This is a genomic window from Providencia sp. PROV255 (genome assembly GCF_028478065.1).
GTDB lineage: Bacteria > Pseudomonadota > Gammaproteobacteria > Enterobacterales > Enterobacteriaceae > Providencia > Providencia rettgeri.
This window is the reverse complement of record NZ_JAMPMI010000006.1, coordinates 129,253-149,180: the sequence shown is the minus strand read 5'-3', so window position 1 is coordinate 149,180 and position 19,928 is coordinate 129,253. Positions and strand designations below refer to the sequence as shown.

Sequence of the window (19,928 nt, the reverse complement as noted above, 5' to 3'; positions counted from 1 at the left end):
TAACCACTTATCTCGATAAAAATAACGGGATAAGTGGTGTTAAATTTATACGTTGATTAGAAACGCACCTGTCCACCAATCATATAAGTACGCCCTCTTGCTGTTGCATTATTTTTACCGCGTTCTTCCATAATAGCGGTAGAATTTGCACGATTTAATGCATCCGAATAATTTTTATTCGTGATATTATTAACCGTCATCATCAATTTAAAGTTTTTATTAACTTCATAGTCTGTATATAAATCAATGATTGTAGGTTGTTTTTCATACTTATCTTTTAGTGCATTTCCATCGTTATCAACGATAGACTCTACACCAATTCGTTTTGAAGGGCCGGTCCATGTAATAGTTGTACCTACGGTTAATTTTTCATCCAATAAACGCACACCTGAATCCAAGGTCACATAATAATCAGGAAGCTCAGTGAAATCTCCCGCACTAAAATCAGCAACCTTAGCTATGGAGTTAGGTTGATCCCCAGTTTCTTTGGTATAGGATAATGTTGAATAAACTATACCTGCATCATAATTAGCCTGTAATTCATAGCCACGAAGATTAACATCATGAGGCTCATTGACATACATATAACTTTTACGCATAAATTCTGGGAATTCTTTGTCCCATACATCATCATTCATTAAACACCAAGCCAGTTCAGCATTTGATCTTGGGCGACAAAGTAAATAAGGCTTACTCGTAATATAGTCTTTAATTTTTGTATGGAACCATAATGCCTTCATATTAAATTGGTCACCTTCAAAAATTAAATCCGGTTTAAAGCTATTAAAACCAACTTGCCATGTCTGTGATTTCTCTTCTTTTAAGAATGGGTTCATTGAATTACCACCTTCTTGAGAATAAAAAACTTCTTGCGTATTCGGCGCTCTCATTGAATGCGCATAACTGACAAATGGCTGGAATTCAGGAATAATTTCTGCTGATAATAAAACTCCGGGGTTAAAACCATTACCCCGTAAATTTAAAGTTGCAGCTTCCTGTGGAAAACAAAAATCTTGATCACCACATGCAGGTTTAAAACCTTTTAAGTGATAATTCATATAATTCAAATCAAAAATTGCTGTATAGATCCCATACTTGGCTTCCAATTGTGTATATGCGCTCGCAAGATCTAACGACCCACTTGGCGAGAATGGATTATAGTTCAACGTATCTTGGTCAATAACAGAACTAACCTCTCGCTCATACTTCGTTTTAGATAACTTAGAACCTATTTTCCATTCAAAATCAATATCACCATAGGAAAACCGGCTTGTATTAGAAAGATTAAGACCATCGCCAATATTTTTGGATTTACCTTGCCTTAATGCCCAACCTAATGAGTCACCTTCAAATTGTTGGTCATTTTTTCCATGACTCGCTAAAACCTCAACATCAATTAATTCATTTAGCGGCGTATATTTATATTTAATATAATAATCTTCACTATTAATCTTTCTTCGTGTGAGCTTATTTTGTAAGAAACGACCACTGAATTCTAATTCATGGCTGTCATTAGGTTTATATTTCAATTTAGCTAATTGCGATTGTGGCTTTTGTTTGAAAGTGGAGTCGGTGGCAAATTCATCACTATCAAACCCATCACCATTTTTATAACTACCAGGAATATTATGGCCGCTAACCGCAATTAAACCGCCAAAATAGCCATCATCTTGCAATAATGTCTTTCCTGCGACCGCTACCATGCCATTATAACCGAGACCATTATCTCCCCAGCTAGCTTTACTACGCAGCCCATATACATTATCTTTAAAAATCACATCATCAATACCGATAGTACGAAAATTTGCACTCCCTGCTAAAGCGTTAACACTATTGCCTCCATTTAATTGCCCTTTCTCTACTTCAACTTCAACAATAAAATTTGGGTCAATTAAAGCGCCAAAATCATTATTTGGCTGTTGTCCATGTGTATATTGACTTGGGGAAATTCCATAATAACTTTGCGTGACACCATCCACCATCATATTCACGCGACCAAAACCACTCAACCCGCGAATATTGACATTAACGGTGCCTTGGCTGGCATCCATTTGAGTATAGGTTCCGGGCATGGTACGAATAATTTTATCCATCGACTGCAATTTATTTTCCGTACCCACCGCGCTATAAGCACCCGGTTTTTCCAATGCTTTGACTAATGGCGTTTGTTTCTGCGCACCTGAGACTTTTAATTGGCTAAAATTAACCACACCTTCTTTCTGCTTATTCTGCTGCTGCGTATTTTCAGCCAAAGCAATCCCTTGGGAGCTAGTGGCAATAATGCTAGCAACCATAATTATTGTTTTATTATTCATTAAACCATTCCTGTAAACGTACTGTGTGTCATACGCTCACACTGCTAGCACAGACCAAATAAAGCCTGTGAAGAGGCCCAGCAACAATGTCATTAATATTGTTGCTGGCCTGAAATCACCTAAATTTTATAGGTTAATTATTATTTTAAATATGGAAAATATTTATCTTTATTTTCAAGCATGAGAATAAAACTATATTCTTGGGCGATATCATCTAGTGCATTAAAACGCCCTGATTTACCACCATGCCCCGCATTCATATTAGTTTCTAATAATAATAATGAATTGCCTTGTTTAATATCTCGTAATTTAGCTACCCATTTTGCAGGTTCCCAATATTGAACTTGAGAGTCATGTAACCCTGTCGTCACTAAAATATGTGGGTAATGTTGTGCTTTGATATTGTCATAAGGGCTATACGCTTTAATTCTCCAGTAATCTTCTTCATTTTCAGGGTTACCCCACTCATCGTATTCCCCGGTGGTCAGAGGGATTGATGGGTCTAACATTGTGGTTACCACATCAACAAATGGAACAGCGGAAACAACCCCCTCGTATAAATCAGGCGCCATATTCACAACCGCTCCCATTAATAAGCCACCCGCACTGCCCCCCATGGCATACACATGTCCTGCTTTACCATAACCTTCTGATAATAACCCTTTGGTTGCATCAATAAAGTCAGTAAAGGTATTCATCTTGTGGATTGTTTTGCCTTGTATGTACCAATTTTTACCTAAATCACCACCACCACGAATATGTGCAATCGCGTAAACAAAGCCACGATCCAATAAAGACAAACGAGATGAACTAAATGAAGGATCAATGCCATACCCATAAGCGCCATAACCATAGACTAACAATGGATTTTGGCCATGTTTGAATAGATCTTTACGGTAAACTAAAGAAACCGGGACTTTTACCCCATCTTGTGCAGTAACCCAAATACGCTCACTTTGGTAGTTTTGCTTATTAAAGTCTTTAACTTCTTCTTGTTTTAACAGCTGCTTTTCTTGAGTCAGCATATTAATTTCATATACTGAAGACGGTGTGGTCATTGATGAGTAACCGTAGCGTAGTTTATCCGTATCTGGCTCAAGGTTATTTCCGATCCACGCCATGTATGTTGGGTCATCAAAGCTCACTTGGTTTTCTTTATTAGTTAACCAACTGATTTGGCGAATATTCACTAAACCATTTTGGCGTTCTTCCACAACTAACCAATTATTAAATAAAGCAAAACCTTCAAGATCAACCCCATCACGCGGTGCAATAAAGCTTACCCATGGTGCTGAAATATTGTCTGCAATATATAAACCAAATAATGGATGCTGGTGATTAGAACGAATATAGAATTTACCATTGAAATGGTCAGGATAGTACTCAACCCCCGTTTGACGTGGTTTTAAAATTTTAACGTCATTTTGTGGCTGATTGGCATCAATTAAACGGTACTCAGAGGTTTCAGTACTCGTGATCCCCATTAAAATAAAATCTTTTGAAGTCGATTTCGCTAAACTAACGTAAAAAGTATCATCCTTTTCTTCATACACCAGTTTATCTTGAGTTTGCTGTGTACCATATAGATGTTTAACCACTTGATAAGGTAGCAATGTTTGCTTGTCCTTATTCACATAGAATAGCGTTTGGTTGTCATTAGCCCAGACAATATTACCTGAAGTATTGGTTAATACATTTTCCTGCCACTTGCTCTCATCAATTTTGCGAAATGATACTGCAAATTCATTACGTCCTTGGCGATCTTCAGCAATCGCTAGCGTGGTATTATCCGGCGAAATCGCTAACGCTCCCATACGATAATATTCAGTGCCTTCGGCTCGTTCATTACCATCAACTAATACAACCCATTCATCTTGGCTATTTACAGGGCGTCTTTCAAAGATAGAATAATTTTTCCCCGCGACAACTCGTGAACGGTAGGTATAACCATTATAATCATAGGGAACTGACTCATCGTCCTGCTTCATACGTGAAAACAATTCATCGTAAATTTCTTTTTTTAACGATTCACCTTTTGCAAGTTGCTGCTGCGTATAATTATTCTCTTGCGTTAAATATTCAATGATTTCTGGAGACTCGCGTTGATCATCTCTTAACCAATAATAGTTATCTACACGGGCATCTCCGTGAGTGGTGATAGTATAAGGTTGTTTTTTGGCTATTGGTGCTGACATTCTATCCTCCGCAGCACTGGTTGCTGCATATAAACCAAGTAATGTAATAAAACAAAACTCAGTGAGTTTATTACGCATAATTTATCCAATCTATTTTTCATTAAGAGTAAAATCAATAGGTATCCTGACAGTTACCCGCCCATTGATTAAAATTTCAGCTGGGGGTTCAGGTAAAGGTGCTGCTCTCGATAGCACCTGCAATGCTTCTCTATCCAAAGATCGTGTTCCTGATGAACTTACTAGGTCGCTACCAAGCAAAAAACCTTGTGGGTCAACCGTAAATGTTACTGTTGATTGACCGACTCGCCCCCGCCTTACGGCGTCTTCAGGAAACCGCTTGTATTTATTTAGTTTCCCCAATACTTGTGCTTCCCATAGCCTTTTCGCGTTATCTACCGATTGTGACTGGCTATTAAATTCTGCGGCAATTTTTTGAGTTTGTAATGGCGCTGCAGCATCACTGGTGACAGGGGCATCATTGGCTTTTGAATCAGTCGCTTGTTTTTGTTCAACCGCCTGCTTTTCATGCTTTTGTTTTTTGACTTCAGCAGTTCGTTTTGTACTCACCGCTTTAGCGACTTGCACTTCAGCCTGCTCATTGATGGCTAATGATGGGATAATTTTCTCTTCCGATGGGGCTTCATGAGCCTGGCTCGCCACCGATAACTCTTGTAGTTGGCCAATGTTAGCTTCTGTCAATTGTTCGGCTTGCGATTCAATCGAAATCTCCATCACCACTGATGGCGGAGGCAATAACTCATCCCATTGTTGATTGTGAGTTACCCATATATACAACCCAACAACCCCAATATGAAGAGCAATTGCCAATGCGAAGCCCCCACTTATCTTCGTTGTTCGCTTTAAATACTCATTTTCAAATGTTGTTATAATCATTTTTATCTTATGCACTGACGTATTTATGTATAAATGCAAATGATAATTAATAACAAATGAAAATGGAAATCATTTCTTACTGGAAATAAAGATTACTTCACAAAATTAACTTTTTTGAAATCATTAGCTTGCTATTACTTAGTCATCCTTTAGGCGTGTACCACACAAAATCAGCATGTAAATGGTCTATTTCTTCACCTCTTTCTGAAATAATTAATACTTTTACGGGTTCTTCGGGCGCTAGGTCTTGCACATGTAAAGGCACACCAATTGCTCTTGTTGCATGATAGCCACCTGCGAATAGAAGCGCGGGTGTAGGTGCATTTAATAACGACTCTGCCATACGACGGTCACGCAACTGCTGTATAAAGGTCATTTTAGCCACTTGTTCCGCTGTCAGTTCCCCACCATGAGAACTTTCAATCGTTTTACTGATAAGTTCTTGAACAATGGGTTGAGCTGAATATTGCCCCGTTACTGATGACGGGTTAGCGTAGGCGGCAAGTACCTCTTTTTTATCTAGGTTTGCCGACAGTAGCGGATAAGGCGAGCTCAGCAAATGGCGGATTAAAGCCCCATATTGCTCCCAAGGCCAACCACTATTCCAATTTAAGGCGGACTGTAGCTTTTCGTCACGAATATAAGGGTTATTTTGCATCTGCGCCTGTACACGGTTCACACTATTTTGCTGCGACGGTGTCAACATTTCGAGTAGAACCGCACCTTGAGGCCGTATTTTTGGCATTTCTTGTGCAAGCCATTGCTCAATTTGGTGGTGATAATGGTTATCATGCTTTTCTCCGACAATGACGCGTGGAGATTGAGCAAGCTGCTCGATTAATTGCTGAGGTGTTAAAGACTTACCTGTTGCTAAGTCAATAATTTGGTTGCTTACTGTTAGTTGGCTATCTAATTGTACGATTGTCGGTTCAATTTTTTGTGTACAACCGATAAGGAAAAATAACCCAACCATTAAAGTGGCTATTTGAGAGGTCAATCTTATTGAAATCATTATGCTTTCCATCTTATGTTGTCAAGCTAATAAGATACAGATAATGATAATCATTTTCAATAAAAAGGCTCCTATAAAATCATAGAAGCCTTTAATACGTATTAATTAATATTAACCGTTAGAGTGGATTGGTTTGCGCTTCAACCACTGCTAATGCCACCATATTCACGATACGGCGTACCGACGCAATTGGTGTCAAGATATGTACCGGCTTCGCAACCCCCATCAATACCGGGCCGACCGTCACGCCATCAGAGCTTGTCACGCGCAGTAAGTTATAACTAATACGTGCAGCTTCCATATTTGGCATAATTAATAAATTTGCTGAACCTTTTAATGGGCTATCAGGCATCACATCTTTACGGATCGATTCAACTAATGCGGCATCCGCATGCATTTCACCATCAATTTCAAGATGAGGGTCACGTGCTTTGATCATCGAGAGCGTATCACGCATTTTTTGTGCTGATGCGCAGTCTGAAGAACCAAAGCTAGAACGCGATAACAGAGCCACTTTTGGCTCAATACCGAAGCGTCTTACCGTATCCGCTGCCATTAACGTGATTTCTGTTAGCTCTTCCGGAGAAGGGTCTTCATTAACATAAGTGTCTGCGATAAACGTATTACCCGTTGGTAATAACAATGCATTCATTGCACCGGCAGCATGAACACCTTCGCGGAAACCAAATAAATCTTTAACAACTTCATAATGTTCACCATAGCTGCCCACGGTACCACAAATCATCCCGTCAGCTTCACCGCGTAACACCATGATCCCACCAATTAAGGTTGGGTTATTAATCACTGCACGACGTGCCATTTCTTGTGAAACACCACGACGTTTCATGATTTGGTAGTATTCTTGCCAGTATTCTTTATAACGCGGGTCGTTTTCGTTATTGACCACTTCAAAATCTTTACCTAACTCAATGTGTAGGCCAAGTTTTTGAATACGCATTTCAATCACACTTGGACGCCCAACTAAGATTGGGAAAGCCAAACCTAAAGAAACCAGCTCTTGTGTGGCATGTAATACACGCTCTTCTTCCCCTTCAGCTAAAACAATACGTTTTTTGGCAGTCTTAGCTTGAGAGAAGATAGGTTTCATGAATAAATTTGTCTTATAAACAAACTGATTTAATTTTTCGATATAGACATCGAAGTCTTCAATTGGACGCGTTGCTACCCCTGAGTCCATTGCTGCTTTTGCCACAGCAGGTGCAATTTTAACAATCAAACGTGGGTCAAATGGCTTCGGAATAATGTATTCAGGGCCAAAGAATAAATCTTGGTTACCATAGGCTGAAGCCACTTCTTCACTTTGCTCTGCCAATGCAAGGTCTGCAATGGCATACACACAAGCCAGTTTCATTTCTTCATTAATCGTTGTTGCACCGACATCTAACGCACCACGGAAAATGAATGGGAAACACAACACGTTATTAACCTGATTTGGGTAATCAGAGCGGCCAGTACAGATGATGGCATCAGGACGAACTTCTTTCGCCAATGGTGGCAAAATTTCAGGCTCAGGATTTGCTAGCGCTAGGATCAGTGGATCTTGCGCCATGGTTTTCACCATTTCCGGCGTTAAAAGACGTGGACCTGAACAACCTAAGAAAATATCCGCATTAGGAATAGCATCCGCCAAAGTACGTTGGCCGTTATCTTCAATGGCATACGCAGCTTTGGTGACATCCATGCGTTCATCACGCCCCTTATAAATCACCCCCTTAGAATCACAGACGGTGATATGTTCACGTTTCAGTCCCAACGCGACTAATAAATTCATACAAGCGATTGATGCTGCGCCAGCGCCAGAAACCACAAGGCGGACATCACCAATTTCTTTTTTTACAATTCGTAATCCATTGATAACAGCAGCTGTACAAATGATAGCGGTTCCGTGTTGGTCATCATGGAACACAGGGATTTTCATGCGCTCACGGAGCTTTTGTTCAATATAAAAGCATTCTGGTGCTTTGATATCTTCTAAGTTAATACCACCAAAAGTCGGCTCAAGAGACGCAATGATATCAACTAATTTGTCTGGATCTGTTTCATCAACTTCAATATCAAAGACATCAACACCAGAAAACTTTTTAAATAGTACACCTTTTCCTTCCATGACTGGTTTACCAGCCAAGGCACCAATATTACCTAACCCAAGGACGGCAGTACCATTAGAGACAACCCCGACAAGGTTACCTTTAGCAGTGTAACGATAAGCTTTAAGTGGGTCATCTGCAATTTCAAGACATGGAACTGCAACACCTGGTGAGTATGCTAATGCGAGATCTCTCTGGGTTGTTAGTGGTTTAGTTGGGGTAACCGTAATTTTCCCAGGATGTGGAAACTCATGAAAATCAAGAGCACTTTGTTTTAATTTGTCATCCATCGTCAAGTCCTTTCAAAATAAGTAAGGTAAGAGCGATAACAGTATAAACACATCTCACTAGCAAATCATGATCATACCGGCAATTTCCAGAAAAATCTTTCAATTACAATAGAGTTAGGTCACTGTCCGAGTAAAACATAGTCACCTTGGTTATATTGTTCATAGCGCAACCCTGCTTTAATTTTAAAAAGCACGACTAAAAATAATTTATTATTAATTTTATTAGGTTAATATATATAAATAATTAATTGCATAATAACACAATGAAACCCACCTTAAATATGTTCATCTGTTTAACTTTAATTTAACTATTCGATATTATTTTTTCTATTTTAATGTATTATCAACAAGCACAATATTATTAGTATGGAACTATAAAATATTAAGCAAACGATTAATATCAATCTCACTTCTCCATACTGCTGATTATATAATTATTAAAACTCCAATTAAATATAATAAACGTACCGAAATTAAATTGTCTATTTTATAGGAAATACCTGAGTAGACGTTGGCATTTGAGACATAAAAAAGGAACCCTCTATGTCTAAATATACAGTAATGATTATTGACGATCACCCTATTATACGCTTGGGATTGCGGCAGCTCATAAATACCGACACACACTTTATTATCACAGCAGAGTGCGCTTGTTGTTATGAAGCTTTAAGCATGGCAAAGCAGTTAAAACCTAATTTAATTATTATAGATACCAATATTCAAGGTATTAAAACATTTGAAACTATACGATTACTTCGTAAACACTGCAATGATAGCTACTTATTAGTGTTATCTGCATCGACAATTAAAACAGATATATATGGTGCTATTGACGCAGGAGCACAAGGTTATTTATTAAAAAACAGTGAACTTGATATGCTATTCTACAGTATGAAGAAAGCCTCTAAAGGGCAATTGGTTTTTAGTGAAAAAATTTATCAACATCTTATTTCACGTCATCATTATAGTGACCCACTATCCGCATTGACAAAACGAGAGTCTGAAATTTTGCATGAAATGGCTGTGGGTTTAAAAAATCGTGAAATATCTAACTTACTTTTTATTTCAGAGGAAACCGTTAAAGTTCACATTCGAAATATTCTTAAAAAATTACGCGTTCGATCTCGCCTTGAGGCTAGCTTAATTTATATGCGTTCAAGATAATCTATTTTTAATATATTAATTATCGGGGCTAAATTACATTTAATGTAATTATAAGGTTATTATAGATTTCTCACATTTGGGCTAGATCCCAAGTGAGTTTTGCCGCATTATGTAAGGATTATCGCTAGTTTTTTGAGGAAAATCATATGCCCAATACACCTAACTCTCCTTATATTATGTACGGAATTAAAAACTGTGACACCATTAAAAAAGCACGCCGTTACTTAGAAGACAATGGAGTTAACTATCAATTTCATGATTATCGTGTTGATGGTATTAGCGATGAACTGCTTTCTATCTTTATGGAACATATTGATTGGGAAGTGTTAGTCAATAAACGAGGAACAACTTGGCGAAAATTGACTGATGATGAAAAAAATGCAGTTATTGACGCAGATAGTGCTAAAAAAGTGCTAATTGCAGAGCCTGCCATGATCAAAAGACCCGTACTTGTTTCTCCAGATAACCGATACTTAGTTGGGTTTAACGCTAATGACTACCAAAACTTCATTCGATAATCAGGTGGATTTAATGGATTGTCCCGTTATTCAGCTTGCCAAAGAACTAATTGCACGCCCTTCTATCAGCCCCGATGACCAAGGCTGCCAAGCGATCCTTACCGAGCGCTTAAACCAACTTGGTTTTACCATTGAACCAATGCATTTTGGTAGCACATTAAATTTTTGGGCTCATCGAGGCACTCAAGGACCAACCCTCGCATTTGCAGGTCATACCGATGTTGTACCAGCAGGCAATAGCGAAAATTGGCAAACCCCTCCGTTTAACCCAACAATTATTAATCAACATCTGTATGGCCGTGGTGCTGCTGATATGAAAGGTTCTGTCGCAGCAATGGTTGTCGCAGCAGAGCGCTTTGTCGAAAAACACCCTCACCATCAAGGGCGCTTGGCCTTTTTAATCACATCAGATGAAGAAGCTGATGCATTAGATGGCACGGTTAAAGTTGTTGAAACATTAATGGCTCGTAATGAGCGTGTTGATTATTGTTTAGTCGGTGAGCCATCAAGCCAATCTCATTTAGGTGACATCATAAAAAATGGACGTAGAGGCTCTATTACAGCAAATTTGACTATTTTAGGAACACAGGGGCATGTAGCCTATCCACATCTAGCAGACAACCCGGTGCACCGAGCAACCGCTTTTTTGCAAGAGCTCACTTCAACTATCTGGGATAACGGCAACGAATTCTTCCCTGCTACCACCATGCAAATTGCCAATATTCATGCGGGTACTGGGGCAAGTAATGTAATCCCCGGTGAGTTATTTGTTCAATTTAATTTTCGTTTCAGCACAGAATTAACCGACACACAAATACGTGACAGGGTCACAAGTATGTTAGACCGTCATGGCCTCGTATATAAAATAGAATGGTCATTATCTGGTCAGCCATTTTTGACTGAAAAACAAGAACTTGTCACTGCAACCTTGCAGGCAATCCATGAACTAACGGGTCTTAACGCAGAGCTATCTACCAGTGGTGGTACATCTGATGGTCGTTTTATCGCTCAAATGGGCACTCAAGTAATTGAGCTTGGCCCATTGAATGCCACTATACATAAAGTTGATGAATGCGTTAGTGTCAAAGACTTGCAACAACTGGCCTTAATTTATGAGCGAGTCATGGAGCTATTGTTATTATGATCACCATCGCAATGTTAACAGGCCGTTCAACGGACCATTTAGTGACACTTGGCGGCACTCATCGTCTACAATTTAATGCCACTAAGGCATTTTTAGCCATGCAACAAGCTGCAGTAAAAGCGGGCTTCAAGTTACAATCTGCAAGTGCATTTCGCGATTTTTCACGTCAACAGTTAATTTGGAATGAAAAATTCACTGGTCTCCGCCCTGTTCTTGATGCACAAAGCCAACCTTTAGATATTACAACGCTTTCAGAAGGTGAGCTGTGTGAAGCTATTTTACATTGGTCTGCATTACCCGGAGCAAGCCGTCATCATTGGGGAACCGAAATAGATGTTTATGACCCATTACGGATCCCAGCAGGGCAAACTTTGCAATTAGAGCCTTGGGAATATGAAACTGGCGGCTATTTTGCTGAATTAAACCACTGGCTCACGGATAACATGGCGACATTTGATTTTTACCGTCCCTTCACGGCAAAAAATGCAGGGGTTGCCTATGAACCTTGGCATATTAGTTACTGGCCGTTATCCCATGAAGCTGAACAGCTGTTAACGCCAAAAGTCATTACGCAAGTTCTTGAGCAAGAAGATATTCGTGGGAAAAATTGGTTAAGCACTAACTTAGATTATGTATTCGAACGCTATATTAGAGCTCCTGAATAATTTCTAAGCTAACAAAGCAATTTCTATAGCGCCAATGCCCCATAGATGATGCGACATCATTTATGGGGCTTCTTTATTTTGTTTGGAAATTTGTTCATCAACAACTGGAAGCCGATACATAAAAATAAGCAGCCAACACAACAGTGCCAATAAACCAATTTTTAACCATAAATAACTAACAACCCAGATTGATAGTGAAAAAGTGAGAACTATCAATATAATTGCTTTTGGTTTTGCCCCTTTCGGTAACCCTTTATGCTTTTGCCAGTGACGAATATACCCCCCAAACCAAGAGCGATATAATAACCAATGATGAAAACGTGGAGATGAACGAGAAAAGCACCATGCCGCCAATAATAAGAAAGGTGTGGTAGGCAAAACAGGAAGAACGACGCCAGCAAAAGCCAGCGCAACGGCTAACCATCCAATAACAATGAGGAACAATTTTTTCAAAATCACCCCTCCTCCCGAATAAATAAATTAAATGGTAAAAACCGCATAAAATCTGTGGTAACTCATAATAATATCAATGGTATACTCTAATGGTAAACAAGCTTAATGAAAAGTCGCTTTTGCCTGTTGATGCGATTATTATTCTCTTGTTCTACGACGAAAAGAGCGCTAATAGCCCCAGTCATTGACTTGCAAAGCCTGAGAAAATGACAGGAGCCTAAACTTAAGACTATTAGGAAGCCCCATGAATCATTACTCTTTTTTTATGAAGGCCGGAAAGGTAATTGCTATCGTTACACCAAATGAGCAAGAGACCCAAAAGCTAATTGCTGCCGGATATGAAAAGCAATTTGAAGAGATTGAAGCCGTTTCAACAGAAAAAGCACTTGAACGCTTTGCTAATATTCGCGGTGAAGAGGTTAAAAATATCTACGCACTTACAGGCTCTGATATTTTGCTTGGCATTGTTGGTGCATTTGCCATGGTATTTAAATAAACAATAAGCTCTGTAGGTATATTTTCTGTAGCTATCTCTGAAAAAACACACAGTTTCATATAAAGTGTAAATGGTACTCTAATGGTATAAATTTTAAATAATTTAAAATCAACATTTAGCTTTTACCCAGTTTCATAGAGGTAATGTATGCAATGGTTAGCCGACTACTGGTGGATAATTTTACTCTTATTGGTAGGTATTATCTGGAATTCAGTCAAAGAAATGATGAAATTGGACCCCAAAAAGTTTTTAGATGACAAGCCAGAAATTCCCCCACATCAAGATAATAACCACCTTTGGGATGATGAAGACGATTGGCCTAAAGACAAGAAGAAATAACCTTTTGCTTTATTTCAGCTAAAAGCGCTGGTTGGTATTGTTTTACCTGTATACCAACCTCTTCTCTTACTCGTTGTAACCATTGCTTTTGCCCTGTCATACCAATATCCGCACAAATCTGTGCGATAGGCTCGCCTGACAGCAAGTGCCGTCTGAGCAGCGCAAGCCCGGCTGTTTCTTCCCTTAATAAACGCATAATCGCACTTTGGCTCGCAGAAATAGGCCGTTTAAACTCACTAAAACCGATCAGTTCTATCCAATCATCAGGGGTTAATTGCTGCTGCTCACTGGTTTCTAAAGCAAACTCAGACAGATCATTTCGCCAATAAATATCGCGTTTTAATTGCATTTCCCCTTGCTGGCAAAGTCGCCTTGCTCGATCTGATAGCGATAATATCGCCATTGCCGTGAAACAGCCACTACTCGCTTCTTTGTGCGAACCTATTCGCATTAACCGAAAGCCCGCTTTTTGCCAAAATGCGACTAAGTCTGGTGTTAATCCAAAACTAACAGACAAAAAATCTAACCCTTGCTCTGTAGCAATTGCTTTCTGTTTTTCTAAAAGCGTTAAACCAATTTGGCGCCTACGGTGGTTCGCATCAACGGCAATACGCATCACTCGGCGAGATAGCCATTGTGCCGCAATAGGGAAATAACTATGAGCTGCTAAAGATTGGACAACTAAATTTCCTCTTGGTCGACGAAGCCCAGCCCATATTTGCCAGCTCAATGATTCGGTCAACTGTCCTTCATCTACCATCCATAATGCACCTATATAAGCACAATTATGAGACTCGGTTTTTGCCACCATAAAATGTTGCTGTTGGGCATCCAATAGACGTCGTAAATCTAATGGTGACGTTCGATAATGTGCACTCATCAATAAGCCATAAAACGCTTTTAATTGCTCATTATTTTCCGCTAATGATGCCTGGGTTAACGCTTTATATTCAATATTTCCAGCAAAAACCGTTTGAGTGACGGGTTCTTGCAGCAATAAAGCCTCATTGACCCATAATTCTAAGGGGTCATTAGCCGCATAGCGCATTGGGTTATCAAGTTGCAGTAAAGTGAAATGGGCTAAACTTGCACAGAATTTTAGCGTAAATCCACGCCCTGTTCCTTCATAGCCATCGACTGTCGTGGTTAATAAAACTCGAGGGAAATACCCCACTAGTTCTCGTAAAATATAATTAGGGATTGCAGAAGCTTCATCTATGATCAGCCAATCTGCGGTTATATTTTCATTGCTACGGCAGTATGCGAGTAAGCTATCTGGAGACCAAAAATTAATCTTTTTACCTGCATGCCGGCTTAAGACTTCCGTCGCCACTTTTGCAGGAGCACAACACCAACACTCTCCTGCAAAATGCTGTATTAACATCCCTGCTATTGCCGATTTACCGCGCCCCCTCGGCGCTATCAAACCCCAAATTCCATGTTCCGCTCTTAATAATCGGCTAATTATTTGCTGCTGCTGTTCTGTTGGCTGGCCTGTCGGTGCTTGCCATAATGGTTTGTTTTTTAGTAATGAAAAATCAGGCTCATTCCCTTGTGTATAAAATAAAATATCGGGAGATGTTTGAAAAGTTCGCTGCAAGTGATGTACAAAATTCGGTGTCGAAATGAGCCCCAATTGTTCATTCCAGCGCAAGCTGTCTAGATCGGTATTTGTCGCCCACTCTTTTTGAGGCGCCGTACATAAAACTAACAAGCTCCCTGCTTTTAATGTGCCAGCAAGCATGGCTAGTGCTTCACTATGAAACCCTTTACGTACATCAAAAATGCCATGTAAAAATTCACGGCCCAATAATAGATGCGCATTTTCAGGGGAAACCCCTTGCGGTAAGTTTGATGAAATCGTTAACCAATCGCCATCAATAGCAACTTGAAGTTGTTTTAGTTGTTGTTCTACCCATGCATCGTCGCCAGAAAGAACCATAAGACGACGCATACCAACTATATGTAGTTGTTCTATAATGACAGTAAGTAATTTCACCATCGTAATACTATGATTTACCAATTAATAGTGACAAAATCCCAGCAGCGATTAAGGGCCCTACCGGTACACCACGGAATAAAGCAACGCCAATGACGGTTCCAACCAGTAAGCCTGCAACCGTAGACGGTTGATGGGACATTAATGTGACGCCCCTACTACCCAACCAAGAAACTGCGATCCCAATAACAATTGCCAAAATCGATTTCCAATTCAAAAATGAGCTTAATACCTCATTAGCCGTTATTTTACCACTCGCAATTGGAGCCATAACACCGATTGTTAAGATAAGTATCCCAATCGTTAAGCCATATTTTTCAATCCATGGAAAATAATTATTTAATGGTGTTATTCTGACCACCAATAAAAATAGCATCGCAAGGGTGACTGTCATATTATGACTAATGATACCTAACCCGGCTAAGACCAGTAAAATGATTAATGTTGGATCAACATGACTCATAGATTTGTCCCTGTAAAACGCACAATTATAATTTATTAGCAGCAACTAGGCTGATTTAAAAACATGTTATTGGCTCATCATCAAAGAAGCAAATATTAACGCCAACTCTTTTTATTTTTACGGCGACGATATTTTTAATTAATAAAAAATCTCACTATCTCCACACAATTAATTAACTAAAATGCGACATTTTAGCTGTTCTTTATTATCTATTTAATACTTTTTAAAAGTATGTATTCTCAGCATATTTCACGGTAACAAGCTTAATTATACAAAAATTAGCATGGCAATACAGATAATCCCCACCACCAGTAAAACTTAAGCTAAATATTCGGAGTATTCATCACTGTTTATTTTTTTATTTCTGCGTTTTTCTTATATTTATCATGATAAAAACCAACTTGTAGTGCCTTTTGCTGAAGATAGGTCTAAATATCTTTACAACCAGACAATCCATCTCAATTGCGTATAATAATCACAGATAATTAATACAGAAAAATCATAACTTAGCATTATTTATAATTTTAATGATTTAAATGGTTGTGCGACGCTCTGCATAAGCACAATTATTAGGATTAAGAATATGAACCAATCTTTATCGCCCTATTCAAACGCGCGTTTTATTGCTATTCGTTTAATCCCTGGCGAAGACGCACTTTTAACATTAAGACATAAAATTGAGCAACATGGCCTACAAGCTGCGTTCATTGCTAGCAGTGTCGGCAGCTTAACTGACGTTGCACTACGTTTTGCAGGCCAAGAAGAGACCTTTCAAACAACAGGTAAATTTGAAATTGTTTCATTAATTGGCACTTTAGATGCCAAAGGCGAACACCTGCATTTAGCTGTCTCTGATGAGCAAGGGCAAGTCCTCGGTGGTCATATGATGCCGGGTTGTACGGTCAGAACAACATTAGAGCTGATTATTGGGGAACTGGAAAAGGTAAATTTCATTCGTGAACCTTGCCCGTTATCAGGTTATGAAGAACTTATCATCACTTCTCGCTAATTTTATTATTCCATTACTGTAAGGAATGACTTTGTCATGGGTAAAACGTCGATTATTTCTAGTCGTACACTGACTTTAATTGTTTTTTCTATTGCCATTAATATGGTTATTGGCCAATTAAGTTCAATGCTAAAACTGCCTATTTTTCTGGATTCTATAGGAACGTTAATTTGTGCGTTATTAGCAGGCCCTTGGGTTGCGTTATTAAGTGGTTTATTAACTAATTTATTATGGGGTTTACTCAGTGGGCCAATTGCCGCTGCATTTGCACCTGTTGCGATGATGATTGGACTCAGCGCTGGGTTATTAGCTCGCGCAGGTGGTTTTCGCACCTTACCAAGAGTGGTTTTATCCGGTGTAGTGATTACTTTTGCATTAATGATAGTTGCTGTTCCTATACGTACATACTTATTTGCAGGAACAACCGGTAGCGGAGCAGACTTTTTTGTCGCGTATTTCCATGCTGTTGGCGATAACTTATTAGAATCAGTGGCAATTACGGTATTAGGCGCCAATATTGCGGACAAAGTTGCATCTGCCATTATTGCTTGGCTACTCGTTCGACAATTACCAGAACGTGTCCAACGTAATTATCCAAATATGGCGAAGGTCAGTTAAATGCATCCATTCACCTCGCTGACAATTTGGTTTTGGCTCAGTGTAAGTTCGCTTTTCTTACCTCTGAACTGGCTATTAATTGTGCTAGGTTGCAGTACTTTCGCTGCTTTATTATTTTGGCGACCTGCACGTCATCGTTGGCGCATTGTTGCATGGATTATGCTCCCCATGGCGGCAGGGCTTTGGTTAATTCACGGGGGTTGGCTAGCTCAACAATTAACCGGGGATGCCTTAAAAAATAGCCGTCCTGAATTTGCACTAGCATTGTGGTTTAAGTTATTAACGATTATTAGCGCTTCTCAGCTTTGGTTGCAATATGTACCGACTGAACGCTTTATTCGTGCGCTGTTTGCTAGCCGTTTACCTGCTAGTTTTGCATATCTACTCGCGGGTCCGTTATTGCTTGCAGAACAATTTCGTCAGCAATTAAACACCATCCGTGAGGCACAATTGGCAAGAGGCGTCCCTCTTGACGGGCGCTTTTGGCAACGTGTTACATCATTACCGGCCCTATTATTTCCACTTGCCAGTAATACTCTTAGTGATCTGAGTATTCGTGGAGCCGCATTAGATATGCGTGGTTTTCGCTATTGCGCTAAACGCACGACATTGAACCCACCTACGGATAGTTCATTCCAAGCCCTACTTAGGTATGGGCTAGTTTTGTTAATTTTTATTGAAGGTGGTCTCTCTCTATGGTGGTGAATCTACAACAAATGCGCTTCATTCCACAAAGCGCGGAGCTGTCCTTATTAGGACCGATAGATCTTCAGCTTAATGCAGGCCAATGGCTATGTGTATTTGGCGGTAATGGCAGCGGGAAAAGCACACTAGCGCAAATACTTGCAGGTTGGCATAGTGACCTTATTCAAGGGAAAATAGAAGGAACCGCTGAAGTATTACAAGTTCCCTTAGCTGACAGCTCTGTGGTTCAGGTATCAGTATCACGCCAACTTGTTCAGCAATCCCCCCAATTACAACTCTCGGGTTGCGCGTTTACCGTTGAACAAGAAATTGCGTTTGGGCCTGAAAACCTTGGCTTGTCACCCAGTGAAATTAGTCAACGAGTTGAACACGCGATTGCGCTCACGTTTTGTGAAGCTCTACGTACGCGCCATCCTGCGACATTATCGGGTGGTGAAGCACAACGCGTCGTGTTAGCAAGTGCATTAGCGATGCAACCTAAACTCCTCTTGCTCGATGAAGCCTTTAGTCGGCTAACACCCAGTGCAACACAACGTATTTTAGTGCAATTGCAACACTATACAGAACACACAAACTGCAGCATTATTTTTTTTGAACGCAATTTATTACCTGCCATCAGTTTCTGTGATTCATTCCTTTTGTTGAGTACTGGCAAAGCCTTTTTAGAATCTGGGAAAGTGGTTGCTATAGGCTGTTTGGATGATGTTTTTCTTGATGCTATTGAAACAATCAATATGCCAGAGGCTTGGCGTGCTATAGGTGAACTGGTCAAATTAGGGCATTGGCGAGACACAATTCCCCACAATGAAGCGCAATTGCTACAGATGTTTAAGGAGCGGCATGTTACAGCTTAAAAACCTGAGCTATCGTTGGCCAAGCTCTACTATTGATAATATACAATCTTTATCTCTATCTATTCACCCTGGTGAATGGGTCGCTTTAGTTGGGGATAATGGCGCAGGTAAATCAACATTATTACGCCTGCTCGCAGGGTTATTGCGCCCTACACAAGGTGATATTCAGCTTGATAGCCAGCCGCTTAACCTTCTTTCCTCACCACAAAGAGCCAACCATATCGGTATTTTATTCCAAGAAGCTGAGAAACAAATTTTTCATAGTTGTGTGCGTGATGAGATTGCTTTTGGTTTAAAACGCCAAAGATATCATAAACGTGATATTCACGCGCGAGTACAGCAAGCACTTGAAATTTGTCACTTAGTCGATGTAGCAGATAAACACCCTTTAGATTTACATGCAGGTCAACGCAGGATGGTTGCTGTTGCCTGTTTAGAGGCCGTTTCACCTAAGTTATTGCTGCTTGATGAACCAAGCCGTGACTTCGACGCTTTTTGGCTGCGCAAATTTGAACATTGGCTAACCTTGCAACGCGAAAAAGGGGTAACCGTCGTTTCTATTAGCCACGACCTTGATTTTGTTGCCCGCCGTTTTCAACGCGTATTGCATTTATCAAATGGCCAACTCATCGCTGACGGTCAGCCAACGGAAATATTAAGCCATCCAGAGTTACAAGTCGAAAGCCC

18 protein-coding genes and 1 pseudogene are annotated in these 19,928 nt (G+C 39.8%); 11 read left to right on the top strand and 8 right to left on the bottom strand.

All coding sequences use genetic code 11. The annotated features are described in order from the left end of the window. Window positions 1-56: 56 nt before the first annotated feature. From PR725_RS06020 to maeB, 5 genes are all read right to left on the bottom strand, one after another. Window positions 57-2,315 (bottom strand): TonB-dependent receptor domain-containing protein, encoded by a 2,259-nt coding sequence (locus PR725_RS06020; RefSeq protein WP_109912448.1) that lies wholly within the window; start codon window positions 2,313-2,315, stop codon window positions 57-59. A 140-nt stretch (window positions 2,316-2,455) separates the two neighbouring features. Continuing rightward, a complete protein-coding gene (locus PR725_RS06015) occupies window positions 2,456-4,588 on the bottom strand; it encodes a S9 family peptidase (RefSeq protein ID WP_210782789.1) in 2,133 nt (710 codons plus the stop codon). 12 nt (window positions 4,589-4,600) lie between these two features. Further along, window positions 4,601-5,404, bottom strand: coding sequence for a cell envelope integrity protein TolA (locus PR725_RS06010; protein ID WP_109912446.1), 804 nt, complete (start codon window positions 5,402-5,404; stop codon window positions 4,601-4,603). Window positions 5,405-5,546: 142 nt separating this feature from the next. After that, on the bottom strand, window positions 5,547-6,416 hold the full coding sequence (locus tag PR725_RS06005; RefSeq protein WP_004911323.1) for a ChaN family lipoprotein: 870 nt from the start codon (window positions 6,414-6,416) through the stop codon (window positions 5,547-5,549). Between the two features lie 118 nt (window positions 6,417-6,534). After that, entirely contained in the window at window positions 6,535-8,814 is a 2,280-nt protein-coding gene (maeB, locus tag PR725_RS06000; protein WP_109912445.1) for an NADP-dependent oxaloacetate-decarboxylating malate dehydrogenase, read from the bottom strand. 543 nt (window positions 8,815-9,357) lie between these two features. Between maeB and PR725_RS05995 the strand changes: the two genes are divergently transcribed. The 4 genes from PR725_RS05995 to PR725_RS05980 all read left to right on the top strand — a co-directional run bounded on the left by PR725_RS05995 (window position 9,358) and on the right by PR725_RS05980 (window position 12,305). Beyond that, on the top strand, window positions 9,358-9,978 hold the full coding sequence (locus PR725_RS05995; protein WP_004911325.1) for a LuxR C-terminal-related transcriptional regulator: 621 nt from the start codon (window positions 9,358-9,360) through the stop codon (window positions 9,976-9,978). A gap of 146 nt (window positions 9,979-10,124) precedes the next feature. Continuing rightward, window positions 10,125-10,496: an ArsC family reductase gene (locus PR725_RS05990; RefSeq protein ID WP_164528763.1), complete on the top strand. Its 372-nt coding sequence runs from the start codon at window positions 10,125-10,127 to the stop codon at window positions 10,494-10,496. 13 nt (window positions 10,497-10,509) lie between these two features. After that, window positions 10,510-11,640 carry a succinyl-diaminopimelate desuccinylase gene (gene dapE / locus PR725_RS05985; RefSeq protein ID WP_004911329.1) on the top strand — a complete coding sequence of 377 codons (1,131 nt, stop codon included), beginning with the start codon at window positions 10,510-10,512 and terminating at the stop codon, window positions 11,638-11,640. After that, entirely contained in the window at window positions 11,637-12,305 is a 669-nt protein-coding gene (locus PR725_RS05980; RefSeq protein WP_123381900.1) for a M15 family metallopeptidase, read from the top strand. Before dapE ends, PR725_RS05980 begins: the two co-directional genes overlap by 4 nt. A gap of 60 nt (window positions 12,306-12,365) precedes the next feature. Here the strand turns inward: PR725_RS05980 and PR725_RS05975 are convergent, their stop codons facing one another. Next, entirely contained in the window at window positions 12,366-12,758 is a 393-nt protein-coding gene (locus PR725_RS05975) for a DUF454 family protein (protein ID WP_004911334.1), read from the bottom strand. A 244-nt stretch (window positions 12,759-13,002) separates the two neighbouring features. On the opposite strand from PR725_RS05975, the gene PR725_RS05970 reads away from it, so the two are divergent. Both PR725_RS05970 and PR725_RS05965 read left to right on the top strand, forming a co-directional pair. Beyond that, the gene (locus PR725_RS05970) at window positions 13,003-13,254 is read left to right on the top strand and encodes a hypothetical protein (RefSeq protein ID WP_004911337.1); all 252 of its coding nucleotides are present in this window, start codon (window positions 13,003-13,005) and stop codon (window positions 13,252-13,254) included. Between the two features lie 147 nt (window positions 13,255-13,401). After that, a complete protein-coding gene (locus tag PR725_RS05965) occupies window positions 13,402-13,593 on the top strand; it encodes a YpfN family protein (RefSeq protein ID WP_109912443.1) in 192 nt (63 codons plus the stop codon). Here the strand turns inward: PR725_RS05965 and PR725_RS05960 are convergent. Together PR725_RS05960 and PR725_RS05955 are read right to left on the bottom strand one after the other, a co-directional pair. After that, window positions 13,574-15,595: a tRNA(Met) cytidine acetyltransferase TmcA gene (locus tag PR725_RS05960; RefSeq protein ID WP_272568053.1), complete on the bottom strand. Its 2,022-nt coding sequence runs from the start codon at window positions 15,593-15,595 to the stop codon at window positions 13,574-13,576. The two genes, PR725_RS05965 and PR725_RS05960, sit on opposite strands and share 20 nt — an antisense overlap. 7 nt (window positions 15,596-15,602) lie before the next feature. After that, window positions 15,603-16,055: a DUF441 domain-containing protein gene (locus PR725_RS05955; protein ID WP_004911348.1), complete on the bottom strand. Its 453-nt coding sequence runs from the start codon at window positions 16,053-16,055 to the stop codon at window positions 15,603-15,605. 583 nt (window positions 16,056-16,638) lie between these two features. Between PR725_RS05955 and PR725_RS05950 the strand changes: the two genes are divergently transcribed. The 5 genes and pseudogenes from PR725_RS05950 to PR725_RS05930 all read left to right on the top strand — a co-directional run. Continuing rightward, window positions 16,639-17,064, top strand: coding sequence for a PPC domain-containing DNA-binding protein (locus tag PR725_RS05950; RefSeq protein ID WP_109912441.1), 426 nt, complete (start codon window positions 16,639-16,641; stop codon window positions 17,062-17,064). 36 nt (window positions 17,065-17,100) lie between these two features. After that, entirely contained in the window at window positions 17,101-17,682 is a 582-nt protein-coding gene (locus PR725_RS05945; protein WP_004911353.1) for a hypothetical protein, read from the top strand. Next, window positions 17,683-18,387, top strand: a complete 705-nt coding sequence (locus PR725_RS05940) for an energy-coupling factor transporter transmembrane component T (protein ID WP_164528761.1) — start codon at window positions 17,683-17,685, stop codon at window positions 18,385-18,387. It abuts the gene before it with no gap. Continuing rightward, window positions 18,378-19,241: an energy-coupling factor ABC transporter ATP-binding protein gene (locus tag PR725_RS05935; RefSeq protein WP_109912440.1), complete on the top strand. Its 864-nt coding sequence runs from the start codon at window positions 18,378-18,380 to the stop codon at window positions 19,239-19,241. Before PR725_RS05940 ends, PR725_RS05935 begins: the two co-directional genes overlap by 10 nt. Beyond that, window positions 19,228-19,869, top strand: a pseudogene (locus PR725_RS05930) (energy-coupling factor ABC transporter ATP-binding protein); the annotation flags it as partial. The gene PR725_RS05935 and the pseudogene PR725_RS05930, both read left to right, overlap by 14 nt. Window positions 19,870-19,928: the final 59 nt, after the last annotated feature.